The 13,410-nt window shown below is 51.3% G+C and carries 12 protein-coding genes; 5 read left to right on the top strand and 7 right to left on the bottom strand.

Annotated features, from left to right (window positions below; genetic code table 11):
- Positions 1-373 precede the first annotated feature (373 nt).
- The 3 genes from AB8809_RS15295 to AB8809_RS15305 all read right to left on the bottom strand — a co-directional run bounded on the left by AB8809_RS15295 (position 374) and on the right by AB8809_RS15305 (position 4,938).
- Entirely contained in the window at positions 374-2,422 is a 2,049-nt protein-coding gene (locus AB8809_RS15295; protein ID WP_349854820.1) for a tetratricopeptide repeat protein, read from the bottom strand.
- A gap of 423 nt (positions 2,423-2,845) precedes the next feature.
- A complete protein-coding gene (locus AB8809_RS15300) occupies positions 2,846-4,282 on the bottom strand; it encodes a glycoside hydrolase family 1 protein (protein WP_349854821.1) in 1,437 nt (478 codons plus the stop codon).
- Positions 4,283-4,482: 200 nt separating this feature from the next.
- Positions 4,483-4,938: a helix-turn-helix domain-containing protein gene (locus AB8809_RS15305; protein WP_349854822.1), complete on the bottom strand. Its 456-nt coding sequence runs from the start codon at positions 4,936-4,938 to the stop codon at positions 4,483-4,485.
- Positions 4,939-5,004: 66 nt separating this feature from the next.
- Between AB8809_RS15305 and AB8809_RS15310 the strand changes: the two genes are divergently transcribed.
- On the top strand, positions 5,005-6,240 hold the full coding sequence (locus AB8809_RS15310) for an MFS transporter (protein ID WP_349854823.1): 1,236 nt from the start codon (positions 5,005-5,007) through the stop codon (positions 6,238-6,240).
- A gap of 168 nt (positions 6,241-6,408) precedes the next feature.
- Positions 6,409-7,608 (top strand): multidrug effflux MFS transporter, encoded by a 1,200-nt coding sequence (locus AB8809_RS15315; RefSeq protein WP_349854824.1) that lies wholly within the window; start codon positions 6,409-6,411, stop codon positions 7,606-7,608.
- On the opposite strand, the gene AB8809_RS15320 is transcribed toward AB8809_RS15315, so the two are convergent.
- The 3 genes from AB8809_RS15320 to AB8809_RS15330 form a co-directional block, all read right to left on the bottom strand.
- The gene (locus AB8809_RS15320; protein WP_349854825.1) at positions 7,598-7,900 is read right to left on the bottom strand and encodes a transcriptional regulator; all 303 of its coding nucleotides are present in this window, start codon (positions 7,898-7,900) and stop codon (positions 7,598-7,600) included. The genes AB8809_RS15315 and AB8809_RS15320 overlap by 11 nt on opposite strands.
- A gap of 18 nt (positions 7,901-7,918) precedes the next feature.
- The gene (locus tag AB8809_RS15325; protein ID WP_015839728.1) at positions 7,919-8,257 is read right to left on the bottom strand and encodes a type II toxin-antitoxin system RelE/ParE family toxin; all 339 of its coding nucleotides are present in this window, start codon (positions 8,255-8,257) and stop codon (positions 7,919-7,921) included.
- 228 nt (positions 8,258-8,485) lie between these two features.
- Complete coding sequence (locus AB8809_RS15330) at positions 8,486-8,926, bottom strand: helix-turn-helix domain-containing protein (protein ID WP_180777142.1); 441 nt, start codon at positions 8,924-8,926, stop codon at positions 8,486-8,488.
- Between the two features lie 102 nt (positions 8,927-9,028).
- Here AB8809_RS15330 and AB8809_RS15335 point away from each other — a divergent pair, with 102 nt between their 5' ends.
- The gene (locus AB8809_RS15335; protein WP_015839726.1) at positions 9,029-9,640 is read left to right on the top strand and encodes an NAD(P)-dependent oxidoreductase; all 612 of its coding nucleotides are present in this window, start codon (positions 9,029-9,031) and stop codon (positions 9,638-9,640) included.
- 167 nt (positions 9,641-9,807) lie between these two features.
- A complete protein-coding gene (gene yghU, locus AB8809_RS15340; protein WP_015839725.1) occupies positions 9,808-10,647 on the top strand; it encodes a glutathione-dependent disulfide-bond oxidoreductase in 840 nt (279 codons plus the stop codon).
- Between the two features lie 44 nt (positions 10,648-10,691).
- On the opposite strand, the gene AB8809_RS15345 is transcribed toward yghU, so the two are convergent.
- Entirely contained in the window at positions 10,692-11,948 is a 1,257-nt protein-coding gene (locus AB8809_RS15345; RefSeq protein WP_225181197.1) for a multidrug effflux MFS transporter, read from the bottom strand.
- A gap of 93 nt (positions 11,949-12,041) precedes the next feature.
- Between AB8809_RS15345 and AB8809_RS15350 the strand changes: the two genes are divergently transcribed.
- Positions 12,042-13,328: a TetR family transcriptional regulator gene (locus AB8809_RS15350; protein ID WP_015839723.1), complete on the top strand. Its 1,287-nt coding sequence runs from the start codon at positions 12,042-12,044 to the stop codon at positions 13,326-13,328.
- The last annotated feature ends 82 nt before the right edge of the window (positions 13,329-13,410 follow it).

The raw sequence follows: 13,410 nt of genomic DNA on the forward strand, positions 1-13,410 counted from the left end.
TTTTTGCAGCGCGCAGTGTAAAGCACAATGCCTGCGCAGACTACGTCTTTGGGTTAAGTCTGGACGATAAATTTCTGGTCTGCAAAGGAGTAACGGCTGACCGCCCCTCAAGATTACCGATAGCACTCAGGCTAAATGGCGGCGTTCGGACGATGTTGACAGAAAGGGATGTGAGTTTAGCTTGAATACTATCCATTTACGGGAAAAGCCCCCTCATTGCATAATGAGGAGAATTTAGAAAATCCCGTTTCAGTTTCCTTATAACGGGATTTTTTATGCACTACTCTGAGCGTCTACCGCGTATATCATTTAATAATCTTGATACTTGATTTGCTAAAGGTGATTTGAGATCCACGAAAATCAACAAAGCTTTTTAGTATAGCTCTTCAGCGCGTTCAAATTCGCCTCTGGTCAGATACAGATTTCCGAGATTACCATAGTTACTTGCCATGCCCTCTTTGTGGCCTAGCGCCTCATAGATCGCTAATGATTTCTGGTACATCTCTTCAGCACGCTCAGGTTCACCTCTGATCTGATACAGGATTCCGAGATTGCTATACTGGCTTGCCATGCCCTCTTTATGGCCTAACGCCTCATGTGCCGCCAAGGATTTCAGGTACATTGCTTCAGCACGTTCAGGTTCACCTTTGGTCTGATACAGGACTCCAAGATTACCATAGTCACTTGCCATACCCACTTTGCGGCCTAGCACCTCATTGATAGCCAAGGACTTCTGGTACATCTCTTCTGCGCGTTCAACTTCGCCTCTGCTTTTATACAGAGATCCAAGATTACTATACTGGCTTGCCATCCCATCTTTACGGCCTATCGTCTCATTAATAGCCAAGGATTTCTGGTACATTGCTTCAGCACGCTCAAGTTCGCCTCTGTCCTTATACAAGACTCCGAGATTACCATACTGATTTGCCATGCCCTCTTTACGGCCTAACGCCTCATTGATAACCAAGGATTGCTGGAGCATTGCTTCAGCGCGCTCAAATTCACCTCTGGTGCTATACAGAATTCCGAGATTACCATAGTCACTTGCCATGCCCACTTTGCGACCTAGCGCCTCATTAATAGTCAAGGATTGCTGGTACATCGCTTCAGCGCGCTCAAGTTCACCTCTGATTTGATACAGAGCCCCAAGACCACCATAGTTATTTGCCATGCCCTCTTCTCGGCCTAGTGCCTCATTGATAGTCAAGGATTTCTGGTACATTACTTCCGCGCGTTCAAGTTCACCTCTGGTGTGATACAGAACTCCAAGGTTACCATACCAACTTGCCATCCCCTCTTTACGACCTAACGCCTCATCGATAGCCAAGGATTTCTGATACATCGCTTCAGCGCGCTCAGATTCGCCTCTGGTCTGATACAGGTTCCCGAGATTACCATATCGGATTGCCATGCCCTCTTTGCTACCTAGTGCTTCATCGATAGCCAAGGATTTCTGGTACATCTCTTCAGCACGTTCAAGTTCGCCTCTGGTCTGATACAGATTCCCAAGATTGCTATAAGCAATTGCTACCTCCTGCGATTTTTCATTTGTTCCACATATCTCTAGCCACTTTTTCAAAACTAAAAATGCCGAGTCTAAATCGCCAGTACGTTGATAAAATTCATAACCAAGGGACAAAACACGAAGATTCATAGTTTCAACAACAAGCACCGCAAACTTTTGGCGTGCGAATTCAATTCTTCCATCGCGAGATAAATTAGCAGCATCCTCAGCGATTTGAAGTTGCATAGCATCAACCTTTAGAAGAGCTTCTTTCTCAGCATCATGAGCTTGCTTTGCTTCTTCGATTTTAGCTGCCACAAGGCTCTTTGCTTTCTCAACTTCTTCCAATGCAAGCAACGGAAGAACTATCATATCGCGTTGTTTATCGGAGCTTGGCAACTCATCCTTTGCAAAGGCGCGAAGATGTTTATCCACTTCACTGACAAATGATTTTTCATCTTCAAAATAGCGATAAAATACTTGCCTTGTTTCCTCTAATTGCTTTCTAAAATCCATTACTTTTTTGAGTTGGGGACCAGGATCCGCCTCTGATTGAGCATCTACACGCTTAAAAAAGACAAATATTTCAGGCTTTCCTTCTTTTTTCCACCGTTCAAGAGCACGATGAAATTCCTCTTCGGTATAAGAAGAATAGGGTCCGGCATCAGGAGCCGATTGCCCCCAACGTCTGTTCATTACCAAGATAAAAACATCGCATTTGTCAACTTCTTCATTAATGACAGATTGATTTCTTCGACCTGTAGATGCCAAAGTATCTTCCCAGCCCAACGCCTTGAACTCAACATTGGCACCATCACCGAAACCGACATTTAATTGATTAATTACATCTCTAAAATGGTTTCTTTCATTAGAAAGATCTCCAGGAGAAGCAATAAAAACAGACACTTGTCTTTTCATATTTTTACCATCAATACCTATGCTAGATTTAGTTATTTTTTAGATATAAGACTTATTCGGCTATGGCACCGCTAGCGCTTAAAGACAAACCTGCCCCACTTTTATTGAATTAACAAACTCTAAATGTATTAGCCGGATTTAGGGGTTTGCAATTCAAAAATCAATTACCTAATTTCGCCCAATGCCGTACCACGACTATATATCTATAGTTTCATACAATTATCCTGATATAGCTATTTATGTTAGTCAGCTAATTAATCCGTCACTCCCCCCTAAACCAACACCATATTTATTAAATAAATATTAATAATAATTCAATCAGTTATTATTTATCACATCATCACAAAAATGAGTCATTTTTACTCACTAAACCACACAAAAACATTCCCGATGCCGATTTCCTCAGCATCGGGAAGCCTTCATTTAACTGATATCGCTGCCGTTAGTGGCAATCACTTTCTTATACCAGTGGAACGATTTCTTCTTATAGCGGTTGCCGCTGCCGGCGATCGTGTCATCCAGATCGACATAGATAAAGCCGTAGCGTTTGCTCATCTCACCGGTAGACATGCTGACCAGATCGATGCAGCCCCACGGGGTATATCCCATCAGCTCAACACCGTCGGCAATCGCATCGGCCATCGCTTCGATGTGCTGACGCAGGTAGTTGATGCGGTAGTCATCGGCGATGTAGCGCTCTTCATTCAGCTTATCCACCGCACCCAAGCCGTTTTCGACGATAAACAGCGGTTTCTCGTAGCGGTCATACAGTTGATTGAGCGCAATGCGCAGCCCCACCGGGTCAATTTCCCAACCCCACTCGCTGGCTTCCAGGAACGGATTACGCGCTCCGCCCAGCAGGTTGCCGTGCGCCGCCGCTGCATCCGGGTCAGTTTTATAGATGGTAGAAGACATGTAGTAGCTAAAGCCGATGTAATCGACGGTGTGCTGTTTAATAAGTTCCAGATCGCCCGGCTGAATATCCAGCGTGACGCCCAGCGACTGCCACAGGCTTTTCGCGTAGTAAGGATATTTCCCGCCCGCCTGCACGTCCGCACAGTAGAAATTAAAGGCCTGAGTCTCTTTCAGCGTCGCCAGTTGATTGACGGGGTTACAGTCATAGGCGTAATTCGTGGCAAACAGAATCATACAGCCAATCTGGATCTGCGGATTCGTCTCATGCGCAATCTTCACCGCCAGGCTGCTGGCAACAAACTGGTTATGCCACGCCTGAAATTTAGCCTGTGGCTCCAGTGCGCCGGTTTGCACCGTTAGTCCCTGACTCATAATCGGGAAATGGGCAGCACTGTTGATCTCGTTAAAGGTCATCCAGTATTTCACTTTGTGGCCAAAGCGCTCCAGCACCGTGCGGGCAAAGCGCTCAAAATGACTGATTAGCTCACGGTTTTTCCAGCCGCCAAAGGCGGTGGCAAGATGCAACGGCATTTCATAGTGAGAGATCGTAATCACGGGCTCGATACCATGAGCGATGCAGGTATCAATCACCTGTTCATAGTGGCTTAGCCCCGCTTCGTTGGGCTGTTGCTCAATGCCGTTCGGGTAAATGCGCGTCCAGGCAATGGAGAAGCGATAGCATTTGAAACCCATCTCGGCGAACAGCGCGATATCCTCGCGGAAGCGATGATAGTGATCGATGCCTTTATGATTAGGATAGGTGTAGCGCTGTTCATCCAGCGTGAAATCAAACGCGTCGGAAGCCACGATGCTTAAACGCGCTTTACCGCCGGGAATAGCATCCACAATCGACAACCCTTTGCCGTCGATATTGTAGGCCCCTTCGACCTGATTCGCTGCGGTGGCGCCGCCCCACATAAAGCCGTGCGGAAATCTTTCGCTCATGGCACTTATCCTTTATCAATGCTGACTATTTATCGATGATCGCCGTGGCGCGCCTGACGTTGCTTTGCTTGCGCGCGCCTCGAATGGCCGAAATTCTAGAGGAAAAAGGAGGGCATGAACAGAAATAAGAAACCGGTTGCATATCCGGTACTCGCGGGTCTGGTGATATAAAAAATCCGCCACGAACGGCGAAGTGCGCTTTATTTTTTCGTCTTCTGGGGCGCCTTACGAGTGGCTGACTTGTTCGTTTTATCCCGCATCTGGCTCTTTCGATGCGTGGTCTCGACAAGTTTCCTGAACGTCGGGCATTCCATATGCGATGGTGCAGAACAATCGGCGACGTGCCGCAGCGTGTCACGCAATATCTTTAACTCATGAATTTGCTGGTCGATTTCATCAGCTTTCTTATGCAGCACAGTGCGGGGCAAATCTGGCATCCCATTCTTGTTAAACATGCCAGCGATTTCCTGTAGTGAAAACCCCGCCGATTTCCCCAGCGTAATTAGCCTGAGTTGCAGCAGCACGTCTTCAGCAAACTGCCGCCGGAGCCCATGCCGGGACACCGAAGCAATCAGCCCGATTTCCTCGTAGTAACGCAGCGCCGAAGGCGTGAGCCCACTCTTCTCCGCGATTTCTCCAATATCCAGAAATTTCATGCTTGACCTCAAGTCGACTTTAATTTGTAGCATGCTCTGGAACCCATATTCTGACAAGGATAAAAAATGATAATTAATCAACCAGACGAACCAGAGCAGGCCAAACCGGGCGTCACCCTCACACTGGCGCTCGCAATACTGGCAGCCTCGCTGGGAACGAGCATTGCCAACATCGCCCTTCCAACGCTGACGGAAACATTTTCTGCGCCATTTGCGCAGGTTCAGGCCGTCGTCATCGCCTATCTTGCCGCTATGGCGCTTTCCGTTGTGATCGCTGGCCGCCTTGGCGATCGCTATGGGCTGAAGCCGGTTTTCGTTGCAGGTCTTGGCCTCTTCTCCGTTGCATCGCTGCTGTGTGCCATCGCTCCCCACCTGTGGCAACTTATCGGTGCAAGAGCGCTTCAGGGGATCGGCGCCGCCTTCCTGATGACGCTCGGCATGGCACTGCTGAGGCAGACGGCTGGTGAAAATCATGTCGGACGAGCGATGGGGATACTGGGAACAGTATCCGCACTGGGAACCGCGCTTGGCCCTTCTGTCGGCGGCTTCCTGCTTACGGCAGCAGGATGGCGTAGTCTATTCTGGGTACAGATTCCGCTGGTCACGATCGTCCTGTTGCTGGCTTTCACCCAACTGCCAGACACCCCAGTTAACAAGAAGGCGCAACGTTCAGACGCCCCATCGACTCGGAAAATATCACTTTTGCCGCATCTCACGATCAATGCGACCATCGCCTCTGTCATGATGACGACGTTAATCGTCGGTCCCTATTATCTTGGTCTGGGTCTGGGCTTACAGGAAACGCAGGTAGGCGTGGTGATGGCCATTGGCCCCGCTATTGCGATTTTCTGCGGCATTCCGTCAGGGCGACTAGTCGATACCTGGGGGTTTGGACGGGCTCTTACCGGCGGGATAACCCTCGTGGTTACCGGCACCTTTATGCTGGCGATCTTACCTAATCTGTTCGGCGTCGCGGGATACATCCTTGCCATTATTGTCCTGACGCCAGGCTATCAGCTCTTTCTGGCAGCAAACAACACCGCCACTCTTGCCGAGGTTCCTGGGCACCAACGCGGTACGGTCTCCGGCCTGCTTAACCTGTCGCGCAATCTTGGGTTGATCGCCGGAGCTTCGCTCATGGGACAGGTTTTCTCTCTGGGTGTCGGCACAGAAGATTTTATCCATGCCACGCCAACTGCCCTCGCGAATGGCATGCAGCTCACCTTCTTTCTGTCTGGCGGCATCATCGTTGCCGCCATCGTATTCTTCCATCTGCCAAGATGGAAACGGGCTCCCCAATAACGTACGAAGTCAGTGCCGCTTTAATTTACGGGGGGCTTCCCCCCTTTTTCACGTAAATCACCGCGGATTCATGAGCGCTATTCATAACATCTATCCTGTTACACCCGATTATCCACAGGCGTAATCCCGATAATATGGCCCGAAGAATATAAAACCAGATGGATAGATATGACTCAGGTTCAGACCCGCCCGGAAAAAACGCCAGGGCTATTTTTTATTGCCATTCTCAGTGCGCTGATGGCATTTACGTCCTTATCGACAGACATTTATTTACCTGCCATGCCCGTCATGGCGAAAGATTTACAGGGCAATGCAGAGCTAACCATCACCGGCTTTTTAATCGGCTTTTGCATCGCGCAGCTGATTTGGGGGCCGTTGAGCGATCATCTGGGACGCCGGATGCCGCTGTTTATTGGTATGGTTCTGTTTATCATCGGCTCTGTCGGCTGCGCCCTGTCTACGGATATGTCGCAAATCGTTTTTTGGCGAGTCTTTCAGGCGTTGGGCGCGTGTACTGGCCCAATGCTGGCTCGCGCGATGATTCGCGACCTCTTTAGCCGCACACGCGCAGCGCAAATGCTCTCGACGCTCATTATCGTGATGGCGATTGCGCCCATTGCCGGACCGTTACTCGGCGGGCAGTTAATCAAAGTGACATCATGGCATGCCATTTTTTGGCTACTGGCGGTGATTGGTATCGCGATGCTGATGTCATTACGCTGGCTGCCTGAAACGTTACCCGAAGACAGACGGGTGAAGGCATCATTACCCAGCGCCTTTCGCAACTATTATGCGCTGCTGACGAACACCAGCTTCATGCGTTTCACCTTATGTCTGACGTTCTATTATGTCGCCGCCTACGCTTTTATTACCGGTTCGGCCTTTGTCTACATCACCTACTTCGGTATTGATCCGCAGCATTACGGCTGGCTATTTGCGCTGAATATCGTCGGCGTGATGGGCATGAGCGTGGTCAACCGTCGTCTGGTTCAGCGCTACTCGCTAGAAAAGCTGCTTAAATTTGCCGTACTGATCGCGACTGTCGCTTCGTTCATTCTGGCTGTCGGCGCAAAGCTGCATATCGGGGGAATAGTGCTGATTGTGGTCTCGGTGTTCGTCTTCTTCTCGATGAACGGCATCATCGCTGCCACTTCTACCGCCGCCGCGCTTGACGCGGTGCCCAATATTGCCGGTTCAGCATCAGCACTGATCGGATCGCTACAGTACGGCAGCGGCATTATCTCTTCGCTATTGCTTGCGCTACTGAGCGATGGAACACCGTGGACGATGGCGTGGATCATCGCCCTGTTTTCCGCAGCCAGTGCGGTAATTGCGCTGACTACGCGGGAACGAGGAACTACAGCGTGAACACGTAATGAGAGCCGTCCGGCAGCTCAACATCAAGACGCAGCTTACTGCCGGTCGCCTCGACATAGCGTTTGAGTGTGGAAAGTTTCAGATCGCGACCGGGTTTCTCCATTACCGCCACGGTCGGCTGCTTTAATCCAAGCGTCTGCGCCATGTCTACTTGCGTTTTTTGCACCCTCTCACGCAGTTCAGCGAGGTGAATATTGAGCAACATATCTGCCGCAAGAGCGTGAGCATCAATGATGACCTCTGGTTTTTCATCCGCAAGAAGCTGTTCCAGCGTTCTGCCCATGGCATTATTCCTTTTTCTCTATTTTTTCAGATAATTGGTGAATTCTCGATCGGCAAACGGGATCATCTCTTCGTAAAAGCGTTTTTCATTACCAGACTTATTACCTGCACAAAGCAGGATCCCTCTACGATGTGTGTCGAAAGCAAAAAATGCCCGTATCGGCATCCCTCGGCTCTGAATACGCAGCTCTTTCATGTTGCTATAGCGGGAACCTTTGACCGTATCAGCATAAGGCCGAGGTAACATGGGCCCCTTTTCCCGTAGTACGATAAGTGCTGCAAGCACACAAGCTCGATCCATATCGTTTAGTGCGCTTAACCAGCGATCAAACGCGTCCGTCGTTTCAATTCTCCACACAAATCCTCCCCACAAATATAGATTAAAAGCTATATAGCAGTAAAGCTATAATTTGCATTATGAAGTGACAGCAGACGATATGCACAGATCAGTGAACGAAACCGGAAACGGTATTCCAATACTTCTGTGGAGATAAAATGAAATGACTATCATCGTGCGAGCAAGGTCGCACGATGAGGTGGTATTTAGCGCGTGGAGAGACCTATTGATTAAGAGTCAAATGGTCGTTCAGGCATCGCGTTGTCTGGCCTGACGGCGGGAGCGGCAAATCTCGGCATGGTTTTTATCGGCCCACTGAATTAACAGTTGCATGGGCTGTAAAAAGGAGTGCCCTAATGGCGTCAGCGTGTATTCCACGCGTGGGGGAACTTCCGCATAAATCGTCCGATGAATAAATCCATCCGCCTCTAGCCGTTTTAACGTGCGTGACAGCATCTGGCGCGAAATATCGTCAATATGGCGATGTAATTCGTTAAAACGCAGCGTCTTTTGCGCCAGTGCCTCCAGTATTAACAGGCTCCACCGGTCGCCAATGCGATCCAACACATCACGGATCGGACAAGGATGGTCAAATGCAGCATCGTCGAGGCTTTCCGCTGACGACGTTTCTGGGTTAACCGCGTCATTGATGGATGTGTCATTAGTCATTTCTGCGTGACCTGGTTGCATACTGGTGACTTCTTGTCGGGGAAAAGTCGGCAATGTACCATCCGGGTGGTCTATAGTCTATTTTTGTTACCTAGTCTCAAAACAAGAAAATAAGGAGTCCACATGTCACATATCGCACTCATTGGCGCCTCAGGCGGTGCCGGTTCACGCATTCTTAAAGAGTTATCTGACCGTGGACATACGGTCACCGCCATTGCACGTCATCCAGAAAAAATCGCCTCGCTGCCGAACGTCACCGCTAAGCAGGGGGATGCACTGGACAAGGATGCACTGGTCGCCTTATTCAAAGGGCATGATGCCGTGGTCAGCGCCGTTAAATTTGGTTCGTCCGATCCAACAACGCTGATTGCCGCCGTTAAAACCGCAGGCGTAAAACGCTATCTGGTCGTCGGCGGCGCGGGGAGTCTGGAAATTGCACCGGGTCAACGTTTGATCGATCAGCCGGACTTCCCTGATGCTTACCGCCCTGAAGCTTCTCGTGGTGCAGCTTTCCTCGACTTGTTAAAACAAGAGAAGGATCTTGATTGGTCATTCCTCTCTCCGTCCGCCGAATTTGTTCCCGGCCAGCGCACAGGCACCTTCCGCCTCGGCAAAGATGCGCTGCTAAGTAATGATAAAGGCAGCAGCATCTCCTTCGAAGACTATGCTGTCGCGCTGGTTGATGAAATTGAAAACCCGGCACATTCTCGTCAGCGCTTTACCGTGGGTTATTAACCCCTGACGACAATCCGCGCATTGCGCGTTTTTCCTCAGCAATGTGCGGATCTCGCCTTATATCAATAGGTCGTAGAGATAGAACAGAACGGTATCAGCAAGCGGCGTGAGTTTGTTATGGTGTTGCCTTAACTCGCTCTCTTTTTCATGCATTAAGGAGTTTTTGAATGGCTACGTCCCCAACCTATGTGCCGCCAAAAGTCTGGCAGCCCGCCTCTTCCGGTGGCGCCTTCGCCAATATTAACCGTCCTATAGCCGGTCCGACGCACGAAAAAGCGCTGCCCGTTGGCAAACATCCGCTTCAGCTTTACTCGCTGGCGACGCCAAACGGCGTGAAAGTGACGATCATGCTGGAAGAGCTGCTGGCGCTGGGCCATTCGGGTGCGGAGTACGATGCCTGGCTGATTAAGATCGGCGATGGCGATCAGTTCTCCAGCGGATTTGTTGACGTCAATCCGAACTCTAAAATCCCGGCGTTGCTTGATCAAAGCGGCGACAAACCGGTTCGCGTGTTTGAGTCCGGTTCCATTCTGGTGTACCTGGCCGAGAAATTTGGCGCGCTGCTGCCGAACGATCTCGCAACACGCACAGAAACCCTGAACTGGCTCTTCTGGCAGATGGGCTCCGCCCCTTACGTTGGCGGTGGATTCGGCCATTTCTACGCCTACGCGCCAGAAAAATTTGAATACCCGATCAACCGTTTCACGATGGAAACCAAGCGCCAGTTGGATGTACTCAACCGTCGACTGGCTGAAAGCCGCTATCTGGCTGGCGACAGCTATACGATCGCCGATATCGCGGTGTGGCCGTGGTACGGTGGGTTGGTGCAAAACGCGCTGTACTCTGCCGCAGAGTTCCTGTCCGCACATGAATACACGCATGTGATCCGTTGGGCTGACGAGATTGCCGCCCGTCCGGCAGTGATTCGCGGTCGTAAGGTCAACCGCACCTGGGGTGAAGAATCAGAACAGGTCGCTGAGCGTCATCAGGCATCCGATCTGGATTAATCTTCTGCCGCCTGCATCCATGTAGGCGGCATCACCATTCACCTTCAGCGCCCTTCCTTTTCCGGCACGCGGCCATCGGCTAACGCCTCTTCCACACGATTGATATCCGCCTGCCGCGCGGCATACCACCAGCTCAGCAGTGCGCCTATTGCGCAGGCCGTGAGTAATATCACCGGCGGAAGCAGCGTGCCATCATGCACGACACCCATAATCACGCCGACTACCCCGCCAAAAACATACTGCAATACGCCGAGCAGCGAGGAAGCCGAACCAGTCTGCCCCGGTGCCGCATTCATCGCCACGGCCACCACGTTACCGAACACCAGACTCAGGAAGCTCATGGTCAGGAATAACAATGCCGTGACAACCCACAGCGATGCAATGCCAGCCAGCAACACGCCGGACAGCACCAGCCCTCCCACGACATGCAGGGCGATCCCAACCGGCAAGATTTGATATTCACGCCAGCGGTTCAGCAGGAAGATATTCATTTGTCCCAGCGCCACCATGCCCAGCGCATTCGACGCAAAAATGTAGCTGTAAGTCGTGGGCGACAGGTGAAAATATTCAATAAAGATGAAGGCAGACGCGCCAATATAGGTAAACAGACCGCCCATCACGAAAGAACCAGACAGCGTATAGCCCATGAATTTTCTCTGCCGCAGGAGTGTGGCAAAGCCGGTTAACGCTGACAACGTGCCGCCGGCGACGCGGTCACGCCGCGGCAGGCTTTCCGGCACCCAGCGCCAGGTGGCGAACAGCATCAGCATACCGACAACCGTCAGTACCCAAAAAATAGCTGACCACCCCAGCGTGCCGAGCAGCACGCTGCCCAATGGCGGCGCGACAATCGGCGCTATCGCCATCACCTGCATGAGCAGCGAGAACACTTTTGCAGCATCGCGTTCTGAATACAAATCCGCCACGATGGCACGCGGGATTACCAATCCAGCGGCCCCGCCGAGGCCCTGCATCAGACGGAAAAAGACAAACCACGATAGCGTGGAAGCATGGGCGATCAGCAAAGAAGACACAGAAAACAGCACGATGCCCAGCAACAGCGGCCCTTTTCGGCCATAGCGATCGGTCAGCGGACCATAGACCAGTTGACCAAGCGCCAGCCCGATCAAAAAGACCGACAGCGAGGTCTGCATTCCCGCCGCGTCCGCCCCGATATCCTGCTGGATCGCAGGGAAAGCCGGGAGATACATATCAATCGACATGGCATCAAACGCGCACAGAATGCCTAAAATGCCGATGAGAATAAAACTGCGCGACGCCAGTAAAGACGAATCAGACATCGATAACACCTCAAAAATAGACCACTCAATCATGAATAACCGACAGCAAAGGGAGTGCGAATCGGCTAAGATGCGTATTGCTGAGCGCAATATATGACTGACCAGTCGAAAATACAAGGCAATGTGATGGCGCGCAAAAAAACTATTGGAAACGATCAGATTCTGGACGCTGCGGAACAGGTGCTGCTGCGCGATGGCGTGCATCGTTTTACGCTAGATGCCGTTGCCGCCGAAGCTGGCATAAGTAAAGGCGGACTGGTTTACAGCTTCCCCAGCAAAGACCTGTTGATCATGACGATGCTATCGCGTGAGCTGGCACGTTTTGAACAGGAAGCGCAGCAGCAAACCGCGCGTTACGCCAATCAGCCTTACGCCGATGTATTGGGTCACATAGCGGCGATAGGTCAGGAAGAGGACGAGACAACATCGCGCGCGGTGGGTCTGCTTACCGCACTGGTTCACTCCCCCGCGATGCTGGAACCCGTGCGGGAATTTTACCGCATCCGACTGGATCGACTACGTGACGCCACGCCGACCATGCAGCGTATCCGCCTGGCGTTTCTTGCCACAGAAGGCGTTTTTCTGTTGCAGGGACTGGGCTTCGTGACGCTGGATCGCGAGGAACGGCAGACGATGATTGATGATGCCAAATCGTTGTTCCAGTCGGGCGATAACGCCGATACGCTGACGGCATATACCACTGCGGATCACCGCGTCACATCGTCAGCGACCCCCACCGCTTATTCGCAAGAAACGCCTTCTATTCCCGCAGGAGAAACGATCTCCGAACAGGCGATCGCCTGGCTGGCAGAGAAAGGCGTCGCACCGAGTGGTACAGGATTAGGAGCTGTACATTCCCGTGCCGCACATATTGTCGAGACGGCCACGAACATCATCAAACGTGACGGCATCAGTGCCTTAACGCATCGTGCTGTTGCGAATGAAGCCCACATACCGTTAGGGTCAACCACCTACCATTTTAACAGTCTGGACGACATGCTGAATGCGGTAATGCGCAGTGCGATTGCCTTATTTCGCGATGACATGTTTAGCTGGTTTCATCAGCGTCGCCACGACGACCCGCGTGATGTTCTGACCGATTTTGTCATACGCGGCATTGAAGATATTGACGATCTGGCGCGTGAGTATGAACTCTTCACCGCCGCCATTTCACGCCCTTCCCTGCGCCCTATCGCGCTCGAATGGTCTAACACCGTTGTCGCCATCATCAAAGTGGTCACTCCCGACAGCGCCGCGCTGCCGCTGGGTACGCTAATGAACGGCTTTTTCATCCGCGCGCTGCTGGAAAAACACGAGCGCACGCTACCGCGCGATCTGGTTTATCAGTCAGTTTCTGCGCTCTATAACGCCTTTCGCTAAGCCAGACGGTTTTCTCACGGGAAAACCGTTCCCCAATGATTACCGGTCTGCTTCTCCTCCTGCCTGCCCTTTACAATAAAAA

This window comes from Pectobacterium aroidearum (assembly GCF_041228105.1).
GTDB classification, from domain to species: Bacteria; Pseudomonadota; Gammaproteobacteria; order Enterobacterales; family Enterobacteriaceae; genus Pectobacterium; species Pectobacterium aroidearum.

Bases quoted from the DNA above. Each gene is read 5' to 3' on its own strand.
- AB8809_RS15320 (WP_349854825.1), bottom strand. From the start codon at position 7,900: ATGGGCAGAACGCTGGAACAGCTTCTTGCGGATGAAAAACCAGAGGTC.
- AB8809_RS15335 (WP_015839726.1), top strand. From the start codon at position 9,029: ATGTCACATATCGCACTCATTGGCGCCTCAGGCGGTGCCGGTTCACGC.
- AB8809_RS15345 (WP_225181197.1), bottom strand. From the start codon at position 11,948: ATGTCTGATTCGTCTTTACTGGCGTCGCGCAGTTTTATTCTCATCGGC.
- AB8809_RS15305 (WP_349854822.1), bottom strand. From the start codon at position 4,938: ATGAAATTTCTGGATATTGGAGAAATCGCGGAGAAGAGTGGGCTCACG.
- AB8809_RS15310 (WP_349854823.1), top strand. From the start codon at position 5,005: ATGATAATTAATCAACCAGACGAACCAGAGCAGGCCAAACCGGGCGTC.
- AB8809_RS15315 (WP_349854824.1), top strand. From the start codon at position 6,409: ATGACTCAGGTTCAGACCCGCCCGGAAAAAACGCCAGGGCTATTTTTT.
- yghU (WP_015839725.1), top strand. From the start codon at position 9,808: ATGGCTACGTCCCCAACCTATGTGCCGCCAAAAGTCTGGCAGCCCGCC.
- AB8809_RS15350 (WP_015839723.1), top strand. From the start codon at position 12,042: ATGACTGACCAGTCGAAAATACAAGGCAATGTGATGGCGCGCAAAAAA.
- AB8809_RS15295 (WP_349854820.1), bottom strand. From the start codon at position 2,422: ATGAAAAGACAAGTGTCTGTTTTTATTGCTTCTCCTGGAGATCTTTCT.
- AB8809_RS15300 (WP_349854821.1), bottom strand. From the start codon at position 4,282: ATGAGCGAAAGATTTCCGCACGGCTTTATGTGGGGCGGCGCCACCGCA.
- AB8809_RS15330 (WP_180777142.1), bottom strand. From the start codon at position 8,926: ATGCAACCAGGTCACGCAGAAATGACTAATGACACATCCATCAATGAC.